The sequence below is a fragment of the Acinetobacter sp. YH12249 genome (assembly GCF_013417475.1).
Classification (GTDB): domain Bacteria; phylum Pseudomonadota; class Gammaproteobacteria; order Pseudomonadales; family Moraxellaceae; genus Acinetobacter.
On the sequence record NZ_VPDX01000001.1, the window covers coordinates 124,991 to 145,523 of the forward strand.

A 20,533-nucleotide genomic window follows, 5' to 3' on the forward strand; every position below is an offset into this window, starting at 1 on the left:
ATGAAAGGGATTTCATATCAAGCGCTTGCTGCTGCAGCGCTGACCTTGCTCAGCTCGGCAATGGCATTTGCTGGACCAGATCTGGGTGCTGCGGAGCAGCAAGCGACCAACTGGCACGCGATTATCATGTTTGTGATTTTCGTTGGAGCAACCTTATTTATTACCAAATGGGCTGCCAAACAAACCACAAATACTAATGATTTCTATACTGCCGGCGGCGGGATTTCTGGCTTCCAGAACGGTCTGGCCATTGCTGGTGACTTCATGTCTGCAGCATCTTTCCTCGGTATTTCCGCGATGGTATTCCTGTCCGGTTTTGACGGATTGCTGTACTCACTAGGCTTTATGGTGGGTTGGCCAATCGTTTTATTCCTGGTGGCAGAACGTTTGCGTAACCTGGGTAAATTCAACCTGTCTGATGTAGTGTCGTTCCGTCTGGAAGAAAAACCGGTGCGTACTCTGGCTGCATTAAGTTCACTGGTTGTGGTGGCGTTCTACCTGATCGCACAGATGGTGGGTGCAGGTCAGTTGATCAAATTGCTCTTCGGTCTAAACTACAACATTGCTGTAGTGATTGTTGGCCTGCTGATGATGGCTTATGTAATCTTCGGTGGCATGCTGGCAACGACCTGGGTACAGATCATTAAAGCCGTGATGCTGTTATCTGGTGCGACATTTATGGCTTTCATGGTCATGAAAGGCGTAGGTTTTAGTTTCACCAATATGTTTGAACAATCGATTCAGGTTTACTCTAAAGTACATGACCTGAGCCTTGCAGATGCAACCAAGATTATGGGTCCAGGTAATCTGGCTTCGAATCCGGTCGATGCGATTTCTCTTGGTCTGGCGCTGATGTTTGGTACAGCAGGTCTGCCACATATCCTGATGCGTTTCTTCACGGTCAAAGATGCCAAAGAAGCGCGTAAATCAGTGGTTGTTGCAACAGGCTTTATCGGTTACTTCTACCTGTTAACCTTCATTATCGGTTTCGGTGCGATTCTATATGTAGCAAATAATCCGCAGTTCCTGGATGTTGCGAAAATGGCAATCACAGGCAAGCTAGAGCTGGTGGGTGGTAACAACATGGCTGCGGTTCACCTGGCAGATGCTGTGGGTGGTGACCTGTTCATGGGCTTCATTTCTGCAGTGGCATTCGCAACCATTCTTGCGGTAGTTGCAGGTTTGACCTTGTCAGGTGCTTCAGCAATTTCACATGACTTGTATGCAAACGTATTCAAGAAAGGCCGTACTACGCCTGAATCTGAACTGCGCATGTCTAAAATTGCGACCCTTGGTCTTGCTATCTTTGCGATGATTCTGGGAATCCTGTTCGAGAAGCAAAACGTTGCCTTCATGGTGGGTCTGGCATTCTCGGTAGCCGCATGTGCCAACTTCCCGGTACTAGTACTGTCTATGTTCTGGAAAGGCCTGACTACACGTGGTGCTGTAATTGGTGGCGTGGTTGGTCTGGTGACTGCGGTAGTGCTGATTGTACTGTCTAAAGCCGTTTGGGTAGATACTTTCGCGATTTCAGATACACCAGTCGTTCCATTTAATGGTCCTGCATTATTTGCAATGCCATTGTCTTTCTTCTGCTGCTGGTTCTTCTCCATCACAGACCGCTCAGTGAAAGCACAGGCAGAACGCAAAGCTTTCGATGCACAGTTTGTTCGCTCACAAACAGGTATTGGAATCTCAGGTGCATCTGATCATTAAGATCTGATGTCCTAAAAAAGCCTCCTGATGGGGGCTTTTTTTATAGCTATAAATACGTAAGCTACCCAATGAAGAAGACATTGGGATAGTTTATCTAAAATTAAATACAGCTATTTTTAACTGAGATTTCAATGATTTTTATACAATCCTGTTTCTAACCATCAGCTAGATCATGCTATGTTAAGCCAGCGATAACAATAATGATGCGCGATAGGACATCAAGACAAATCTCATGAAGCACTCCCTGCTACGATTCTGGACCCATTTTAAGTATCTGCCTTCTGCCTGGCTGCTATGCCTGCAGTTACTGATTCTGATCCTGTCGATACTGAGTTATGACAGCGTTTCTTATCGCGCGGGTACATGGATGCTGGGGGTGGTGGTCTTGCTGGTGATTGCCAAGGTAATTCGTCAGACTCCGATGTTTACCATTCTGGGACTCATCTTTGTCGCAGGGGCCATCTTCTTTTCGTCATTAATTGTGTTGGGGCTGCGCTATACCTGGATCATGATCGTCGCGCATCTGTTTGAAGCCAGTGCCTACTTCAGTGCAGCGTATGGCCTGTTACGTTATATGTTTCATGACCGTTATCTGACCAAAGACGAACTATTTGCAGCGGGAGCAGTTTTCACATTGCTGGCTTGGGGCTTTGCTTTTCTCTATAGCATTTGCCAGTTATGGGTACCTTACAGCTTTTCGGACCCAGATCTAAAAGCTTATCAGCCGTGGCTGGATCTGCTCTTTCTGAGCTTTAGTGTGCAGTCTGCTACAGGATTATCTGATGTGATGCCGGTCAGTCCGGTCGCACGGATGCTTGCCATTATCCAAATGTTTGTCGGGGTAATGTATCTGGCCTTGATTGTTTCCCGTCTGATTGCCTTACAGTATATTTCCCGTCTTCCTAAACAGACTCATATACAACATAAGCATAGAAAGCCTGAGGAATAGAACGTACAGAGCTGCATAGCTTGGTTACAGTAACTTAACGGCTTTATTTTCCTGAATATTTTAAAATCTTAAGGTCCAAAACGTATCTTTGATCGTAATTCTCTCGATCAGAATGTTTTTACTTATCAATAATGATTCAAGCCTCCCGGCATTCAATCTATTAAAAAAAATGGGGGATCTATGCCTTCCAAACCTTCATCTTGGTTTGCCAATATCAATCCGAATGTCTTTATTAGTACAGTGGTGATTATCGCCATTTTTTTGGGACTGGTAATACTGGCACCTGATTCATTCGACCTGTTGACCAAGCAAATGAATGCGTGGATTACCACTTCATTTAGCTGGTTTTATGTCCTCTCCGTGGCGATCTTCCTGATTGTTCTGATTTATATTGCCCTGTCTGATATGGGGAAAATCAAACTCGGGCCCGACCATAGTCAGCCAAAATACAGCCAGGCATCCTGGTTTGCCATGCTGTTTACCGCAGGTATGGGAATTGGCCTGATGTTTTTCGGTGTTGCCGAACCGGTTATGCACTATGTCACACCGCCTGCTGGTGACCCGGAAACTGTACTGGCCGCACAGCAGGCTATTCGCGTGACCTTCTTCCACTGGGGCCTGCATGCCTGGGCGATTTACACCATTGTGGGTCTGTCATTGGCCTATTTTGCGTATCGACATAACCTGCCTTTAAAAGTTCGCTCTGCCTTATATCCATTGATCGGTAACCGGATTCATGGCCCAATCGGAGACGGGGTAGATACTTTTGCCACCTTAGGGACAGTATTTGGGGTTGCGACAACTTTAGGTTTTGGGGTGACTCAGATTAATTCGGGTCTGAATTACCTATTTGGAGTTGAGCAGACCTCCAGTACTCAGGTCATTTTGATTATTGCCGTCACTGTAATGGCATCAATGTCCGTATTTTTTGGTTTGGATAAGGGCATCAAACGCCTAGCTGAACTGAATCTGCTGCTTGCCTTACTGCTACTCATCTTTGTTTTTGTTACCGGTCCAAGCATCTATCTTCTGCAGACCACCATTCAAAACTCTGGCCAGTATGTTGCAAACCTGTTCAGTATGACCTTTAATCTGTATGCCTATCAGCCTAGTGGCTGGATTGGTGGCTGGACCATTATGTATTGGGCCTGGTGGATTTCCTGGTCGCCATTTGTCGGGATGTTTATTGCCCGAGTATCCGAAGGCCGCAGTATCCGTGAGTTCATTGTTGGGGTTCTACTGATTCCTACCGGATTTACCCTGATCTGGATGGGCTTTATGGGCAATGCTGCATTATTCAGTATCATGCATGAAGCCAATACTAATCTGCTTGAGGCAGTACAACGTGACTCCTCTGTAGCGCTGTTCGAATTTTTAGGTAATCTGCCATTTAATTCAGTGACCAGTATTATTGCTACGGTATTGGTTATCCTGTTCTTTGTCACTTCAGCAGATTCTGGATCATTAGTCACGGATTATCTCACGGCGAAAACCGAGAATTCACCGACTTGGCAGCGTCTGTTCTGGACCGTGTTAATGGCTTTATTGGCCATCATTCTGTTACTGGCAGGCGGGCTGGAAGCCCTGCAGTCGGCTACGATTATGAGTGCCTTACCGTTCACATTCATTATGCTGCTGATTTGCTGGGGACTGATTAAGGCCCTGCATCTGGATGTAACGAAAATGCATGCGCTACAAGCTGCGCGTATTACCCCACGGGCCATTCAGAACCCACGTAGCTGGCAACAGCGACTCGGTTTAATTATGCATTATCCGCATACGCATAATGAAGTACGTGATTATATTGATACGATGGTCAGTAAAGCCTTTAACAGTTTTCAGGCTGAACTGAAACGTCGTCACATCCAGGTGAAAATCTTTAAACTGGAAGATGGGATCGAGTTACGTGTCGATCATCAGAATGAAATGAACTTTATTTATCAGGTCATTGCTACCCAGACTTTAGCACCGAGCTTTATGCCGGATGCAGATTCTCCGCAATCTTATCAGGCAGAAGTCTTTTTAAGGGAAGGGGGGCAAAATTATGATGTGATGGAATGGACTCAGGAAGATTTGATCCAGGACATTATTGACCAATATGAACGCCATTTGCATTTTTTAAGTCTGGTCCGTTCTCCGGAATAGATATTTGATCCAATAAAAAAGGACGCTGATGCGTCCTTTTTTTACTCAGTCACTAATTCAGAAATTAGAAACGGAATTTAGCATTTAAGCCTACAGTTTGTGTATCACGAACTACAGCATTTTGAGCAAGATTTGCTTCGTAGTTTGAGTTCACATAACTAGCACCTACAGCAACTGCTGGAGTGATGAAGTAGTTTACGTTTGCGCCCCAAGCTTTGTCTGGAGAGTTAGCGTAGCTAGATTCCATATAAGATGCACCAACGCTTAATTTAGGGTTGATGTACAAAGTAGTACCTAGGTTGTAAGCAGTATCTTCACCATAAACCAAGCCGCTTTCGAAGCCAAGTGACATGTTAGTGCCGTCAATTGCGCCTACATATTTAGTACGAGCAGTGATTGCATCTTGGTCTTCAGCGATTGTTTGAGACTCAATAGCAGCTTTAGCAACGCCATTGTTGAACATGTTGAAAGCGTCATAAGAAGTTTGGTCTGCAACGCTTGTGTAACCTACAGCTACCAGGAAGTTAGGAATAGGAAGTACACCTACTTCTAATGCATAACGGTCGCCATTGTCATCTGGGTTACCAGCTTTGCTATCAGTGATAGTATGGCTATAAGAAGCGCTTGCATAAGCAGGAACAACTTTAGTTGGGATGTAAGCTTCACCTTTTGCACCAAAAGTATGGTGTACAGTACGATCACCAAATTCTTGTCCGTTTTCGCCGTATGTATAAGCAGCAGAAACATTAGATGCCTGGTTGATGAAAGCAGCTTCAGCTAAAGGACCTTTAGAAGCGTCTACATCTTTGAAGTAGTAAGTACCTTGAACAGCGCCAGTGAAGTCTTTGTCATTCGCAGTGTTGTCGATGTACTCTGACTGACCTTGAACTTCAAATTGATATGCTTGAGCACCGGTCATGGCTAATAATAAAGCAGTGGCTAAACCGAGTTTTTTCATGATATTTACCATTTTGTTACAAAAGATGTACAACAGAAACGTATTGTATTGTAACAATTTATTAAGTCAATCTGATTTGAAATCGCTATTTTTTTGTGCAAAATCATTGTATTGATTTTGTATAGCATTCACATAAATAAGAAATCTTTTAATTCTGAAAAAAATCTTTAATAACAATCTTGTATACAGAAAAAATTGTTAGAACTAATCAGGAAAATGAATTAATAAAGGATTTCTTGATTGTTTAATTAATTTGAATAATGGATTTTAATTCAAAAAACCAATTTATTTATCATGGTAATAATCACACTTATTACACTGCATTTAATAAAGACGTAAAAACTATAATATAAAACAAATTTATGAAAGAATTGATCGGTTTAGCGACAAAATCAGGGTTATAATGTGATGTATTTCACTGTTTTGTCTATAAATTGTGATATGTCATAAATCCTAGTAAATTAATGTGCTTTACATTGTTACCAAATTGACTGATAATAAAAAAATCAGGTTAGAGTTCATGTTTTTACATGATAATTTGACTGATTCTCCACATATTTTTGTTTTTATCGGCCCAGCTTTCCCCAAGGTTGGGCTTTTTTTTGCCTGAATTTTTTAGAAGCATCAGTTTACGAATTACTTCATAAAAGAAGATTAAAAAAACAAGTATAGAAAGCCGTCAAAGATGATTCTTAAATGCACATTAATGGTGCATTAATTCAATTTAAAACTAGCCTTATTTTATAAAATTGCAAAAAAAAACCTCAATTTCTATAAAGAATTGAGGTTTTTTCGCCAAAATTTGCGGGTAAATCAAAAAATCTGCTGAGGAATAATTTAACTCGCCCTAATGCGGTGCATTATGCACCTAATTGTTGCACGTGTAAATAGTTCAGAAAGCGAGTTTTTTAATTTTCTTATATTTTAAATTATGAAATTTTCATTCCTATTTATGTTTTAGTGATAATAGATGGAAAATCCTGAAAATATAAAGAGCTAAAACCTTTAAGAACATAAGAAAAACCTTCTGAAAATCAAAGTAATTGGGAAGAAATATTGATGATGAGTAGACGTTTATTTGTATAATCTATCTACTATTAAATGGGGAGTTCTTGATCCATGTGAAGGACTAAAAATCAAGATGAATACTTTGCGCTCTGAGAAAATCAGCAAACATCTGTACTGGTCGATGTCGATCATTATTTTATGTTTATTGTGTATTTGTATTCCCTTGATTATTGATAGTACTCAACATTATTTAAAATCAAAACAAACCTATCAGCAGCTTGATGCCTTACAACAGGTCACCGATCTCGCCAATAAAATCTCCCGTGAACGGGCACGCGCCAACAAAGTAATGCCCAGCTCGGTTGAGGAATTTGCCAAACATCAGCAGGAGTTAAGTGATTACCGTCAGGAAGTCGATCAACAGATGCAGATCACGGCTCAGGCACTCGATCAGGTGGGTTTTAATCACCTAAGCCAGCAACTTTTATCTGAATTGAAACCGAGCTTGCAGAATGGACGTCAGCAGGTCGATCTCTATACTCAAATACCTCGCCCGGAACGTACTGCACAGGAAATGGATCAGGCTATTCTCGCCATGTTTACTGCCTGGGATAGCAGCCGTAAAATTCTGAAAGGAGTAGTGATTGCCTCTGCTACGCCATCTGCCCGTTTGGATAATTACATGAGTGAAATCCTGTTTTTATCTGATCTCAGGGATCAATCGGGTCGGGTAGCGTCAAATGTTATGGCTCATGTGACATTTGGAACCCACATTCCAGAGCAAAACATTACCCGTTCCTTACAAGTCCAGCATCAGGTACGTTATCTCTGGGATATCATTGATACGCTACAGCCTGTTCAGGACAAAACTGATGAGTTTATTCGTTTACATCAACGGGTCGGCACTGAATTTATTCAGCAAGGTTTACCGATTGTGGAGCGACTGATTGAAGATAGCCGCCAGCAGCGTCCTTATTATTTAACTGGAACCCAGCTGACTGAAGCTATTGTAGATAAATTTACAACAGTGATTGATTTGCAGAACTATTTACTGCAATACACCAAAGATGTGGCTATTAAGGAAATGCGCCATGGTCTGAATCATTTGATCTGGACAGTGGCCTTATCTGGAATTTCCCTGATTACGGCAATTTTGACCATGATTTTTGCGCGTAAACGCATCTTTATTCCTTTAATTCGCGCACGTAAAATTTTATTTGATTTGTCCACTGGGTCTGAACGGAAGCAAGCACCATCAAAACTAAAAACAGACCGGCCTACTGAATCCTTATTTACAGCAATTCAAAAACTGCAGCATATGCTGCAAGAGCGTGAAGCATTAGAATTTCGACTGAAAAATATTGCCCATTCCGATTCCCTGACTGGACTGGCTAACCGTTTTGCGCTCGATGAATATATCCGTTTTATGGAAACGCATCCGACCCAGTTTAAGCGAACCTGCCTGATGATTATCGACATTGATCACTTCAAACAGGTCAATGATCAATATGGGCATATTATTGGTGATCAGGTTATTCAACTGGTTGCAGAACGCTTAAAAGCCAATGTCCGTGCTTCGGATCTGCTGGTTCGCTATGGCGGTGATGAGTTTCTGGTCCTGATTGAAAATATCGAGATGCAGCATGCTTTCATGCTGGCGAATAAAATCCGGACCGAAGTCGCTGAACATTCTATTCTGACCGCAGCTGATGAAGATATTCATGTATCGGTGAGTATTGGGGTAGCGATTGGTGCAGAGTCATGGTTTGCTTTACTGGAACAGGCCGATGAGGCGTTATTTAAGGCCAAAGCCAAAGGACGTAATGTGGTGGCTGAGGTTTAAACCACTTAACTGAATTTTTTAAGCTAAACAGTCTGAAGAGTCATAATTTTATAATTTATATTGTTAAAAAATAAAGTAAATTTCATTGAAGTTTTTAAAAAATATAAAAATTTAGGGGATCTTAAAATGAGTAAAAATTGTATTTTCTGTCAAATGGTAAAAGGGGAATTGCCATGTCATTTAATAGATGAAAATGATGATTTTATGGCGTTTCTTACTATATTTCCCAATACATTGGGCGCAAGCGTAGTGATTCCAAAACAGCATTATTCCAGCTATGCCTTTGAACTGAGTGACCAGGTGCTGACAAATCTAGTTTTATATACCAAGCAGGTAGCCCTAAAATTGGATCGTTATTTTGATGACGTTGGCCGAACAGCAATGGTGTTCGAGGGATTTGGTGTCGATCATGTGCATGCCAAGCTATTTCCAATGCATCAGACTAAAAATACCCATGAAAAATGGCAGCCAATTAATTCTTCAGTCGATAAGTATTTTGATGCTTATGAGGGCTATATTTCATCGCATGATGCTCGAAGGGCGGATGATCAAGCGCTGGCACAATTGGCTGAAAATATTCGCTCAATCGCATAGTCAAAAATAAAAGCCCCCTCTTTTTCAAAGAGGGGCACTCTCTCCTTTTTCAAAGGAGGATTGGAGAGAATAAAATTACTTCAATAACGGCTTTAAGAATTTCCCTGTATGTGAAGCTTTAACCTTCACGACATCTTCCGGAGTACCTTCCGCGATAATCATACCGCCACCCGCACCACCTTCAGGCCCAAGGTCTACCACCCAGTCTGCAGTCTTGATCACATCCAAGTTATGTTCAATCACAACAATGGTATTCCCTTTATTGCGTAGCTCATGCAGGATGTCCAGCAGCTTGGCAATATCATGGAAATGCAGACCAGTGGTTGGCTCATCCAGGACATACAGGGTTTTACCGGTATCCCGTTTGGCCAGCTCACGTGCCAGTTTTACCCGTTGTGCTTCACCACCAGAAAGGGTCGTCGCTGACTGACCTAAACGGATATAGCCCAGACCAACCTGATGCAAGGTTTCCAGACGACGATGAATCACTGGAATCGCATCAAAGAAATGCATGGCATCTTCAACGGTCATCTGCAATACATCAGAAATATTCTTGCCTTTGTAGTTCACTTCCAGCGTTTCACGGTTATAACGCTTGCCATGACAGGCGTCACACGGCACATACATATCCGGCAGAAAGTGCATCGCTACCTTAATCATGCCATCACCTTCACAGGCCTCACAGCGTCCGCCTTTCACGTTAAACGAGAAACGGCCAGCGGTATAACCACGCGCTTTGGCTTCCGGAGTCTGTGAAAACAGTTCACGAATTGGAGTAAACAAACCGGTATAAGTTGCTGGGTTCGAACGTGGCGTACGGCCAATCGGGCTCTGGTCAATATCAACCACTTTATCCAGAAATTGCAGACCATCAATTGAGTCAAACTTCTCAGCAGTTAGCGTGGTTGCACCATTCAGCTGAGTCGCTGCCAGTGGCAACAGAGTCCGGTTAATCAACGTAGATTTACCAGAACCTGAAACACCGGTAACACAGGTCATGATCCCTAAAGGAATGGTCAGATCGACTTTCTTCAGGTTATGCCCGGCAGCACCCATCAATTTGATCTGTTCTTCCGGTTTCGGTGGCTGAACCCGTTTTTTCGGTACTTCAATTTTCAGTTTGCCAGACAGGTATTTACCGGTCAGGGAATCTTTGTTTTCAGCGAGTTCCTGATAAGTTCCTTCTGCAATCACATGACCGCCATGCACACCGGCACCCGGACCAATATCAATAATATGGTCTGCAGCACGAATTGCATCTTCATCATGTTCGACCACTAAAACAGTATTACCGAGGTCACGTAGACGAATCAGGGTTTGTAACAGGCGATCATTATCACGCTGATGCAGACCAATCGAAGGTTCATCCAGCACATACATCACACCCATGAGGCCAGCACCAATTTGTGAAGCCAGACGGATACGCTGTGCTTCACCACCAGACAAGGTTTCGGCAGAACGGGACAGACTCAAATAGTTCAGACCGACAGATACCAGGAAGTGCAGGCGTTCACGGATTTCCTTGAAAATCTTGTCCGCAATTTCACCACGCGCACCTTCCAGATTAATGCCCTGATAATAGCTCTCGGCATCGCCAATCGACATACGGGTAACGTCGGCAATGGTCTTGTCCAGAATTTTCACATTACGTGAGATTTCATTCAGACGTGAACCATCACAAGCATCACAAGCGGCATTGGATAGATACTGCGCCAGATCATCACGCACATAATTGCTTTCAGTTTCGCGGTAACGGCGTTCCAGATGCGGCAAGATACCTTCAAATGGCATCACCCGGTTATGACGACGACCACGTTCATCAATATAGCTCAGGTCAATTTTTTCTTTGCCGGTACCGTAAAGGAATTTCTTCTTGGTGTTGGCATCCAGTTCATTCCAAGGCGTTTCTAGAGAAAAACCGAAATGCTCGGCTACTTTTTGCAGCATGCCATAATAATACGGACGCTGACGATCCCAGCCACGAATCGCACCTTGGCTGATGCTGACTTCCTGATTGGGAATCAGTTTGTCCGCACTGAAATGGCTGCGGGTACCCAGACCATCACAGACCGGGCAGGCACCAAAGGGATTGTTAAATGAAAACAGGCGTGGCTCCAGTTCTGCCACAGCGCGGTCACATTCCGGACAGGAGTGTTTGGCAGAAAATACGCGATCATCATTTTCACCTTTCATCCAGGACAAAATCGCAATATCTCCACCGAGACGCAGTGCAGTTTCAAAACTTTCTGCAATCCGGTTACCGAGATCATCACGTACCTTAAAGCGGTCAACCACGACTTCAATAGTATGTTTTTTCTTTTTGTCCAACTCGGGTGGTGGATCAATTTCCATGATCTCGCCATCGACACGTGCACGCACAAAGCCTTGGCTTTGCAGTTGCTCAAATAACGCTGTGTACTCACCCTTACGTTCACGCACGACAGGCGCTAACAATAACAGCGCAGTGCCTTCTTCCAGTTCTTTAACCGCATCGACCATTTCAGTTACGGTCTGTGCCACCATAGGCAGGTCGTGTTCCGGACAGTAAGGTGTACCTACGCGTGCATAGAGCAGACGTAAATAGTCATAGATTTCGGTAATGGTACCTACAGTCGAACGCGGGTTGTGGCTAGTCGATTTCTGTTCGATAGCAATGGCCGGGCTTAAGCCCTCAATCGAATCAACTTCCGGCTTTTCCATTTGCGAAAGGAATTGACGCGCATAGGCAGACAAAGATTCTACATAACGACGTTGACCTTCCGCATATAACGTATCGAATGCCAATGAGGACTTACCTGAACCAGACAGTCCCGTAATCACCACAAACTTGTCGCGTGGAATATCAAGGTTCACATTTTTCAGGTTATGGGTACGTGCACCTCGAATACGGATGTGACTTTGGCTCATGCAATGATCCTAGAAAATTCATCAAAAACCTTTATATGATACCGAATGAAAAATGTTCAAGTGCAAATAAAAGTATTTTAAACGTCAAGTTGTGTCGGATATTGGTCAAAAGATCAGTACTAAAGCAACTGGGGGAAAACGTAGATTAGATTTGCTCTTTTCCAAACATCTAATAGATAAAATTTCATGATGCATAATGACATCAAAATTAGCTTCACTTTCCATCATTTAGGGTTTGGTTTAAAAATAAAAAAGCCCTGCATTGGACAGGGCGTAGTCAATAGAAACTAAAATTAATCATCCAGACCCGGCCATTGGCGCTGTTCATAAGCACTGTCCCAGAACAGCCATTCCAGACGTGCTGCATGGGTATAGGCCTGATGCATTTTTTCCAGAGTATCGGCATCGACCCGCGCTGCCACCCGATCCACAGTAGCAATTACATTGCGTACCGCTGTATGAAAATCCTCACCGGCATAGGTATCAATCCAGGCCTGATACGGATTATTCGGCGCTGCCTTATCGACAATATCCTTACCCACTTCTGCATAGATCCAGAAACATGGCAAAAGGGCAGCTAGAACCACCGGATAACTTTCTGCCCAGGCCGTTGCCTGTAAATAAGAAGTGTAATGATGGCAGGCCAGAGTCAAAGGTGTATTTTCAAATTGGGTTTTGCTGATGCCAAAATCCTGCATAAAGCCATCATGTAGGCTGCGTTCGACTACAATGGCAGTTTTAGCGGCCTCACTAAACTGGATCACGTCATCTGCTTCAAAAGCTTTGGCTGCACAGACTGCCAGTGCACGACCATAGGCCAGTAAATAATGCGCATCCTGAATTACATAATGACTAAAAGCTTCACGGCTTAATGTCCCCTGCGCCAGTTGCTGGTTAAAAGGCAGCGCCAATGTCTTTTGATAAAGTCCGAGATTACGTTGCCATACGTCTTGAGAGAAACCCATACTGAAATCCTTAGCAGTTGAAGTCAAAACATCCAGCACTATAGCAAAGATGAATCTGTTTAAAAGATCAGCAAATCTGAAAAGCAGAAAATACCTAAAAATGGTTCAGGAAGTGCTTTGGTTTAGGCGGCAAAAGTTTCATAATTGGGACAACTTTGAGTCTTAGTATTTCTCTACGTTTAAAGAAATGCATTTAATGAAATTTATCTAAGGTCGATATATATGTTGAAACATTTTGGTTTCTCAATCGTATTTTCGATCGTGTGCCTTGGTTTGTCTGCTTATTGGGGATTTACCCATGGTCCGGAAGCGGGCCTGCAAACCATGTTCACAGCACTGACCATTACCGCTATTCTGGCGATTATGGAAGTGTCGTTGTCGTTTGATAACGCGGTTGTCAATGCATCCGTCCTGCGCGGTTGGGATCATTTCTGGAAAATGATTTTCCTGACGGTCGGGATTCTGGTTGCAGTTTTCGGGATGCGCCTGATTTTCCCGGTGGTCATTGTGGCCGTGACTGCGGATATGGGCTTTATGGAAGTGGTGCAGCTCGCCTTAAATGCACCCAAAGAATATTCGGCCAAACTGATGGCACATCATGCCGAGATTTCTGCCTTTGGTGGTGCCTTCCTGATGCTGGTATTTCTGAACTTCTTCCTGGATGAAGAAAAAGACACCCACTGGTTTCGAATGCTGGAACGCCGTCTGGCGCATCTGGCGAATGTTCCGGCGATGTCAGTCTTTATTACCCTGATTGCCTTGTTAATCATGGATTTTCAGGTCGAAGAAGCAAAACGTCTGGATGTTATTCTGGCCGGGATCTGGGGGATCGTGATTTATATCGGGGTACAGGTCCTAAGCCATATGCTGGGCGGGGAACCGGAAGTAGACGAAGAGGGTAATGCCGTTCGTCACGATGCTGAAGGTGTACCGACTGGCGTGGTAAAAGCCGGCTTTGGTGGTTTTCTTTATCTGGAAGTACTCGATGCATCTTTCAGTTTTGACGGTGTGATCGGTGCCTTTGCGATTACGTCTGACGTGGTAATCATCATGTTAGGCCTGGCCACCGGTGCGATGTTCGTACGTTCCATGACTATTTATCTGGTCGATAAAGGCACGCTGGATGCCTATATCTATCTGGAACATGGCGCACACTATGCGATTGGTGCTCTGGCATTTATCATGCTGGCAAGCAGTACCGGTGTACATATCCCTGAAGTGGTAACTGGTCTAATCGGTGTGGCTTTCATTATCTGGGCAGTCATTGCTTCAATCCAATATACCAAGCGTCAGTTATTAAAAGCAGGCAAATAGTCCTGTGATCGCTGAACAGAAGCGTAGCTCCGGCTACGCTTTTTTATTTTTCAGATAGTCCTCATCTTTATTTCAAATAAAATTCATGCATTCCTTTGAGCGGAATGGCCTATAATCTGCGCATCAAGATTAACTAACTCGATCGCCAGACTTTATGATGAATGCCTTAGAACGTCGCTCGACCTTTGCCCTGAGCAGTATTTTCGCACTGCGCATGCTGGGGTTGTTTATGATCATCCCTGTATTCTCTGTAGCAGGGCAGTCATATGAATATGCTACGCCGGCACTGATTGGTCTGGCGGTGGGTATTTATGGCCTGACACAGGCCATTTTGCAGATTCCGTTTAGCCTGATCGCGGACCGCTATAGCCGTAAGCCACTGGTGGTTTTAGGCTTGTTGTTATTCGCTCTAGGTGGCGCGATTGCTGCAATGTCTGACACCATTTATGGCGTGATCATTGGTCGTGCGATTGCCGGTGGTGGGGCAGTTTCAGCAGTGGTAATGGCCTTATTGGCTGATGTGACCCGTGAAGAAAACCGCATGAAAGCCATGGCGGTGATGGGCATGAGTATCGGCCTGTCCTTTGTGGTGGCCTTTACCATGGGGCCGTGGGTGACAGGACTGGTCGGCATTTCTGGTCTGTTCTGGGTGACTACCGTAATGGGCTTGGCTGCGATTGCGATGCTGTTGATGGTTCCTAAAGTCACTCGTCATCATAAAAATTTTCAGCAAGGTTATGTAGAGCAGCTAAAACAGGTCCTGAAAATGGGAGACCTGAACCGTCTGCATATTTCAGTATTTACCCTGCATTTGCTACTTACAGCGATGTTTATTTATGTGCCATCGCAACTGATTGAAGTTGCTGAACTGCCATTATCGAGCCATGGCTGGGTCTATCTGCCGCTGCTGGTCGTGAGCTTGTTTTTTGCCTTCCCAAGCATTGTACTGGCAGAAAAATACCGCAAGATGCGCAGCATTTTCCTGACAGCGATTGGCGGTATTATCCTGGGTCTGCTGATCATGATTTTTGGTTTTGAGTCTAAATATGTGCTGATCGGTGGATTGGGATTATTCTTTATTGCTTTTAATGTCATGGAAGCCTTACTGCCCTCCTGGCTATCCAAAGCAGCCCCGATTCAATCCAAAGCCACTGCGATGGGCGTGAATGCCAGCAGTCAGTTCCTGGGTGCGTTTTTTGGCGGGATCATTGGTGGACAATTGTTGTTACTCAACAACACTTCGCTCGGTTGGAGTATTTTATCGGCAATTGCTATAATTTGGCTGCTCATGAGTTTTGGGTTGGCTCAACCACGCTATCTTTCATCGCTCGTGCTTCGTCTGCCAGAGAGTAAACAAACAGATGAATGGACTTCTCAACTTTTGGCGATTCGTGGTATTGAAGAGGTTGTGGTCATGTCTGAACAGCAAGTCGCCTTTGTCAAGGTCGATAAACAGCAGGTTGATGATGTTTCGCGACAACAATTAACGCACTTGTTAGGTAAAGAGGTAGCCATTTAAACATAACTCTTATAAAGTAAAATATAGAAATAAATAGGAAGTGTACGTCTGATGCGTGGTGTTAATAAGGTCATTTTAGTTGGTACTTTAGGTCGAGATCCTGAGACCAAAACTTTCCCAAATGGTGGTTCTCTCACTCAATTCTCTATCGCAACCAGCGATTCATGGACTGATAAAAATACGGGCGAACGTAAAGAGCAAACCGAATGGCACCGTATTGTGCTGCATAACCGTTTAGGTGAAATTGCACAGCAATATCTGCGCAAAGGTTCTAAAGTTTATATCGAAGGTTCATTACGTACCCGTCAATGGACAGATCAAAGCGGTCAAGAACGCTACACAACGGAAATCCGTGGTGAGCAAATGCAAATGCTGGATTCTGGTCGTCCACAAGGCGAGCAGGGCGATAACGGGTTTAACCAGCCACGTTTTAATAACAATAACCAGGGTGGCGGTTATAGCAATAATTCACAAGGTGGTTATGGCTCAGCGCCTCAGCAAGGCGGTTTTAACAATAATCAGGGCAGTGGTTATGGCAACAATAACCAAAATAACCAGGGTGGTTATGCGCCGAAGTCTGCACCTGCTCCAGTAGCAGCACCTGCAGCCGATCTGGATGATGATCTTCCGTTCTAATCCCGACATTAGAAAGGCAAATCATCATCAAAACCCGCCATTTGGCGGGTTTTTCATATCTGGGTTCTTCTATTTTTTCACTGAGACCCACATGGTGATCACCGCCCGAAACACAACTTCTTCTGTAGTATCTTTAATTTCTACATTGACCAGATAATCGCTGCCTTCATTCCATATAAAGTTAGGCTCGGCGGGTGTCGCAATCGCAACCAAGTCAGTAGTAGCTTTTTTGACATATTCGACCTGCATGCCTTTAGGAATCCAGCGATGGGTCTTTGGAACGGTTGCATCGGTCATGGTACCGCCTGCCAGTTCAGCCATGTTACACATGGCAATCGCGTGTACAGTGCCTAAATGATTCAGTACGGCACGATGTTTCTTAATGCTCACTGCACAATAACCAGGCTTTAAATCTTCAAACAATGGAGAAATACTGCCGAAATAAGGTGCTTTTAGACAAAGTAATTTAGAAAAAAGATATTTACCGGCTGGCTTATTTTCTAAGCTTTTCCAGATTTTTAGGGCTTGGCTCATTTATAACTTCCTGTATATTATTTTTTAATCAGAATAATATTCTCATACAGAATATTATTCTGTATTGGCGCATCTGACAAAAACCAGACATCAGGCTGCCAGCCTGCTTTTAAAAATAGAGAGGATTTAAATATTAAAGATGCAAAACATGGAATTGCTGGAAAGGATTTTTAAGGGAAGACGAGCTTTACTCAAACGTCAGATTCTGGAATGCTCATTGACAGAATTTCTGCGTACAGGCATTGCTGCGACTACGATTGAAATGATTCGTGATCAGGCCGATACCAGTATCGGGGCGATCTATCATCATTTTAAAAACAAGGAGGGGATCATTGCAGCACTGTATATTGCAGCGCTCACAGATCAGTCAAAGCAGCGTTTGCAGGCTCTGTCACAAGTTCAGGGTATTGAACAAGGCATAGAGGCGGTGATTCAGAGTTATATCGATTGGGTCGTAGCGTATCCTGATTTTGCCCGCTTTCTTTATGCCGCGCATCATACAGTTCAAAGCAGTGATTTCAAAAAGGAGTTACAGCAGTCGAATCAGCAGCGCAATCAGGAATTAAAGCAATGGCTGGCTCAGCAGGCAGATATCGGGCAATTACAAGCTGTTCCCTTAGAACTGCTTATGTCACTGATCATTGGACCCACTGAAAGTTATTGCCGGAGCTGGTTATCTGGTCGAGTTCAAACCTGCCCTAAATACTATGCGGCAGCCTTAGCAAAATCGGCCTGGCAATCTATACAGCATTTTCAAGAAAGTAAAACCGTCAAAATCGATTAAACAAATCAGAAAGATAAAAATAAAAGGAATTATAAATCTGAAAAGCCGATAATTTTTATGAAAAATTACGGTTTTACCTATCGGTGGTTTTTGCGTATTCTTAACTACATCAAATGAACACACACTTTCACGAATAGATAGGAATAGACTTATGAGTTTAATCAATACTGAAGTTAAGCCATTCAACGCAACTGCTTACCACAATGGTCAATTTATTGAAGTGTCTGAGCAAGATATGAAAGGCAAATGGTCTGTAGTATTCTTCTATCCTGCTGACTTCACATTTGTTTGTCCAACAGAATTAGGCGATCTTGCTGATCAGTATACTGAATTCCAGAAACTGGGTGTAGAAATCTACTCAGTATCTACAGACACGCACTTCACGCACAAAGCTTGGCATGACACCTCTGACGTAATTGGTAAAATCCAGTACCCAATGATCGGCGATCCAACCTGGACTTTGGCGAAAAACTTTGAAGTGCTGATTGAAGCTGATGGTCTGGCGGATCGTGGTACTTTCGTGATCGATCCAGACGGTAAAATCCAGATCGTTGAAATCAACGCGGGTGGTATCGGTCGTGATGCACAAGAACTGCTTCGTAAAGTAAAAGCGGCTCAATATGTACACGCTCACCCAGGTGAAGTATGTCCTGCAAAATGGAAAGAAGGTGAAGCGACTCTTGCTCCTTCAATTGACCTGGTCGGTAAAATCTAATTCGATAACACGTTATCGAAGTTGAAAAAACTCAGCCCTCAGCGCTGGGTTTTTTATTGTCTACCGGAATTGAAATAATAAACTTAAATGGTATAACCTCTATGACCTTCTGCCGCAGCACGCAAGCCTTCAACCAGATGTTCAATCAGTTTTTCCATGACCAGACGCTGGCCTTTGCGTGAGACATAGACCAGTTGGACAGTACCTATATTGGAACACCATTCTGGCAGGATGTGAATCAGGCGACCTACTTTCAGATCTTCTTCCACGGTTAAATAAGGCAGATCGGCAATGCCCAAGCCATCCAGTGCAGAATAATACACACCAGCCAGATCATTACTTTTGATTCGCGGTTCCAGTGGAATATCCATTTGTTCCTTGTTATTCGTGTGATATAGATGCCACTGATAATGCTGTTTTTGAGTGCCGAGAACGATAGTAGGAAAATTATTGATTTCAGTTGGATATTGTAGCTGTTGACTCTTGAGCAGTTCCGGGCTGGCGACCAGACAATGCGTAGTTTTAATCACATCCCGAACCACGATGCTGGAATCTTCATTGGCCTCAAAGTTGGTGCGGATGGCAAGGTCAATATCATCATGCAGTACATCGACGCGGCGGCTGGTGATTTCCATTTCGACCTGTACTTGCGGATAGGCTTTTAAGAATTCATTCAGTAACTGGCGAATCTGGAAACGCATCATCACTGAAGGGCAGCTGAGCTTGACCAAACCTTGCGGTTCGCTTTTCTGCTTGAGTAGGACACTATGGGCACATTCCACCTGCTGAATCAGCTTTTCACATTCCTGATAAAATTCTTGACCAAGTGGTGTCACTTTAAAATGCCGGGTTGAACGCTGAATCAGGGTAACGTTAAAACGTGCTTCCAGTTCCAGAATACGACGACTGAGTTTGGACTTGGTGATGCCAGAGGCGTCACTGGCTGCACTAAAACCACCATGCTTTACCACTAGGTAGAAATAATAATAGTCATCAAAAGAATGCACGTTTCACCTCAATCGCCCTGTGTTTATGCCATATCCATCATAGGGGAAATCTGACTTGGGCTATATATTTTCTAGCAAAATCTCATTTGATTTTTATACTAAAAAGCGACCCATGGGCCGCTTTTTTAAGTTGTAGCAGATTATTTCTGTGTTGTGTTCTGGTTATAGCTATTGATCAGGTTACGGTAATCTGGGATATGGTTGCTGAATAAAGTACCCAGACCTTCAATATCATTACGCCAGTCACGGTGCAGTTCACAAGCCATGCCAAACCAGGTCATCAACTGCGCACCCGCCTGAGACATACGATTCCATGCCGAGTCACGGGTCAGATGATTAAAGGTACCTGAAGCGTCAGTCACCACGAATACGTCAAATTCTTCTTCCAGTGCAGACAGAGCAGGAAAGGCCACACAGACTTCAGTCACGACACCAGCAATAATCAGCTGTTTCTTACCTGTAGCTTTTACTGCTTTGACAAAGTCTTCATTATCCCAGGCATTGATCTGGCCAGGACGGGCAATGTACGGTGCATCCGGGAACATGTCTTTCAATTCAGGTACTAGGGGACCATTTGGACCCTGTTCAAAACTGGTCGTCAGAATCGTTGGCAGATTGAAATATTTTGCCGCTGCAGCCAGTGCCAGCACATTGTTCTTGAATTTGTCCGGGTCAATATCACGTACCAGCGATAGCAGGCCAGTTTGATGATCGACCAGCAATACAGCTGCATTGTCCTTGTCTAAACGCACATAGGGTTTTGCCATTTTTATTTTCCTCTAATGAAATCAGGTGAGCAGATCAGCCACTGATGGCGACATGCGGTGATTGCATGTTAGAGATAAAAATAGGACAAATTAAGTCTAAGCTCCGGGACAGTTAATCTCAAAAATAGAATAATGGGAAAATTAAAATAAAATTCTGTATTTATTGGTGACA

16 protein-coding genes are annotated in these 20,533 nt (G+C 43.7%); 10 read left to right on the forward strand and 6 right to left on the reverse strand.

What is annotated here, in order from left to right; translation table 11 throughout:
• The 3 genes from FTV25_RS00600 to FTV25_RS00610 all read left to right on the forward strand — a co-directional run bounded on the left by FTV25_RS00600 (window position 1) and on the right by FTV25_RS00610 (window position 4,810).
• Window positions 1–1,716, forward strand: a complete 1,716-nt coding sequence (locus tag FTV25_RS00600; RefSeq protein ID WP_180002486.1) for a cation acetate symporter — start codon at window positions 1–3, stop codon at window positions 1,714–1,716.
• Window positions 1,717–1,948: 232 nt separating this feature from the next.
• Window positions 1,949–2,665, forward strand: a complete 717-nt coding sequence (locus FTV25_RS00605) for an ion channel (RefSeq protein WP_180002487.1) — start codon at window positions 1,949–1,951, stop codon at window positions 2,663–2,665.
• A gap of 180 nt (window positions 2,666–2,845) precedes the next feature.
• Window positions 2,846–4,810: a choline BCCT transporter BetT gene (locus FTV25_RS00610; RefSeq protein WP_180002488.1), complete on the forward strand. Its 1,965-nt coding sequence runs from the start codon at window positions 2,846–2,848 to the stop codon at window positions 4,808–4,810.
• A 64-nt stretch (window positions 4,811–4,874) separates the two neighbouring features.
• On the opposite strand, the gene omp33-36 is transcribed toward FTV25_RS00610, so the two are convergent.
• Entirely contained in the window at window positions 4,875–5,768 is an 894-nt protein-coding gene (gene omp33-36 / locus FTV25_RS00615) for a porin Omp33-36 (protein WP_180002489.1), read from the reverse strand.
• Window positions 5,769–6,909: 1,141 nt separating this feature from the next.
• Here omp33-36 and FTV25_RS00620 point away from each other — a divergent pair.
• Both FTV25_RS00620 and FTV25_RS00625 read left to right on the forward strand, forming a co-directional pair.
• Window positions 6,910–8,619 carry a GGDEF domain-containing protein gene (locus FTV25_RS00620; protein ID WP_180002490.1) on the forward strand — a complete coding sequence of 570 codons (1,710 nt, stop codon included), beginning with the start codon at window positions 6,910–6,912 and terminating at the stop codon, window positions 8,617–8,619.
• Between the two features lie 126 nt (window positions 8,620–8,745).
• Window positions 8,746–9,213 (forward strand): HIT family protein, encoded by a 468-nt coding sequence (locus tag FTV25_RS00625; RefSeq protein ID WP_166139514.1) that lies wholly within the window; start codon window positions 8,746–8,748, stop codon window positions 9,211–9,213.
• A 75-nt stretch (window positions 9,214–9,288) separates the two neighbouring features.
• Here FTV25_RS00625 and uvrA read toward each other — a convergent pair whose 3' ends face one another.
• Window positions 9,289–12,120, reverse strand: coding sequence for an excinuclease ABC subunit UvrA (gene uvrA / locus FTV25_RS00630; RefSeq protein WP_004781551.1), 2,832 nt, complete (start codon window positions 12,118–12,120; stop codon window positions 9,289–9,291).
• 293 nt (window positions 12,121–12,413) lie between these two features.
• Window positions 12,414–13,085 (reverse strand): thiaminase II, encoded by a 672-nt coding sequence (gene tenA / locus FTV25_RS00635; RefSeq protein WP_180002491.1) that lies wholly within the window; start codon window positions 13,083–13,085, stop codon window positions 12,414–12,416.
• Between the two features lie 222 nt (window positions 13,086–13,307).
• Here tenA and FTV25_RS00640 point away from each other — a divergent pair, with 222 nt between their 5' ends.
• The 3 genes from FTV25_RS00640 to ssb all read left to right on the forward strand — a co-directional run bounded on the left by FTV25_RS00640 (window position 13,308) and on the right by ssb (window position 16,554).
• On the forward strand, window positions 13,308–14,399 hold the full coding sequence (locus FTV25_RS00640) for a DUF475 domain-containing protein (protein ID WP_180002492.1): 1,092 nt from the start codon (window positions 13,308–13,310) through the stop codon (window positions 14,397–14,399).
• Window positions 14,400–14,553: 154 nt separating this feature from the next.
• Entirely contained in the window at window positions 14,554–15,918 is a 1,365-nt protein-coding gene (locus FTV25_RS00645; RefSeq protein WP_159123704.1) for an MFS transporter, read from the forward strand.
• Window positions 15,919–15,969: 51 nt separating this feature from the next.
• Complete coding sequence (gene ssb / locus FTV25_RS00650) at window positions 15,970–16,554, forward strand: single-stranded DNA-binding protein (RefSeq protein ID WP_159123705.1); 585 nt, start codon at window positions 15,970–15,972, stop codon at window positions 16,552–16,554.
• 69 nt (window positions 16,555–16,623) lie between these two features.
• On the opposite strand, the gene FTV25_RS00655 is transcribed toward ssb, so the two are convergent.
• Window positions 16,624–17,088 (reverse strand): hotdog fold domain-containing protein, encoded by a 465-nt coding sequence (locus FTV25_RS00655; protein ID WP_166136870.1) that lies wholly within the window; start codon window positions 17,086–17,088, stop codon window positions 16,624–16,626.
• A gap of 139 nt (window positions 17,089–17,227) precedes the next feature.
• Here FTV25_RS00655 and FTV25_RS00660 point away from each other — a divergent pair, with 139 nt between their 5' ends.
• Complete coding sequence (locus FTV25_RS00660; RefSeq protein WP_180002493.1) at window positions 17,228–17,872, forward strand: TetR/AcrR family transcriptional regulator; 645 nt, start codon at window positions 17,228–17,230, stop codon at window positions 17,870–17,872.
• Between the two features lie 151 nt (window positions 17,873–18,023).
• On the forward strand, window positions 18,024–18,587 hold the full coding sequence (gene ahpC, locus FTV25_RS00665; protein WP_004781568.1) for an alkyl hydroperoxide reductase subunit C: 564 nt from the start codon (window positions 18,024–18,026) through the stop codon (window positions 18,585–18,587).
• Between the two features lie 83 nt (window positions 18,588–18,670).
• Here ahpC and FTV25_RS00670 read toward each other — a convergent pair whose 3' ends face one another.
• A complete protein-coding gene (locus FTV25_RS00670) occupies window positions 18,671–19,594 on the reverse strand; it encodes a LysR substrate-binding domain-containing protein (protein WP_180002494.1) in 924 nt (307 codons plus the stop codon).
• Between the two features lie 140 nt (window positions 19,595–19,734).
• A complete protein-coding gene (ycaC, locus tag FTV25_RS00675) occupies window positions 19,735–20,361 on the reverse strand; it encodes an isochorismate family cysteine hydrolase YcaC (RefSeq protein ID WP_180002495.1) in 627 nt (208 codons plus the stop codon).
• Window positions 20,362–20,533 lie beyond the last annotated feature (172 nt).

Excerpts from the sequence above, each read along its gene's own strand:
- ahpC (WP_004781568.1), top strand. The coding sequence starts at position 18,024 with ATGAGTTTAATCAATACTGAAGTTAAGCCATTCAACGCAACTGCTTAC.
- uvrA (WP_004781551.1), bottom strand. The coding sequence starts at position 12,120 with ATGAGCCAAAGTCACATCCGTATTCGAGGTGCACGTACCCATAACCTG.
- ssb (WP_159123705.1), top strand. The coding sequence starts at position 15,970 with ATGCGTGGTGTTAATAAGGTCATTTTAGTTGGTACTTTAGGTCGAGAT.
- FTV25_RS00600 (WP_180002486.1), top strand. The coding sequence starts at position 1 with ATGAAAGGGATTTCATATCAAGCGCTTGCTGCTGCAGCGCTGACCTTG.
- tenA (WP_180002491.1), bottom strand. The coding sequence starts at position 13,085 with ATGGGTTTCTCTCAAGACGTATGGCAACGTAATCTCGGACTTTATCAA.
- FTV25_RS00625 (WP_166139514.1), top strand. The coding sequence starts at position 8,746 with ATGAGTAAAAATTGTATTTTCTGTCAAATGGTAAAAGGGGAATTGCCA.
- FTV25_RS00645 (WP_159123704.1), top strand. The coding sequence starts at position 14,554 with ATGATGAATGCCTTAGAACGTCGCTCGACCTTTGCCCTGAGCAGTATT.
- FTV25_RS00640 (WP_180002492.1), top strand. The coding sequence starts at position 13,308 with ATGTTGAAACATTTTGGTTTCTCAATCGTATTTTCGATCGTGTGCCTT.
- FTV25_RS00605 (WP_180002487.1), top strand. The coding sequence starts at position 1,949 with ATGAAGCACTCCCTGCTACGATTCTGGACCCATTTTAAGTATCTGCCT.
- FTV25_RS00660 (WP_180002493.1), top strand. The coding sequence starts at position 17,228 with ATGCAAAACATGGAATTGCTGGAAAGGATTTTTAAGGGAAGACGAGCT.
- FTV25_RS00620 (WP_180002490.1), top strand. The coding sequence starts at position 6,910 with ATGAATACTTTGCGCTCTGAGAAAATCAGCAAACATCTGTACTGGTCG.
- ycaC (WP_180002495.1), bottom strand. The coding sequence starts at position 20,361 with ATGGCAAAACCCTATGTGCGTTTAGACAAGGACAATGCAGCTGTATTG.
- omp33-36 (WP_180002489.1), bottom strand. The coding sequence starts at position 5,768 with ATGAAAAAACTCGGTTTAGCCACTGCTTTATTATTAGCCATGACCGGT.
- FTV25_RS00610 (WP_180002488.1), top strand. The coding sequence starts at position 2,846 with ATGCCTTCCAAACCTTCATCTTGGTTTGCCAATATCAATCCGAATGTC.
- FTV25_RS00655 (WP_166136870.1), bottom strand. The coding sequence starts at position 17,088 with ATGAGCCAAGCCCTAAAAATCTGGAAAAGCTTAGAAAATAAGCCAGCC.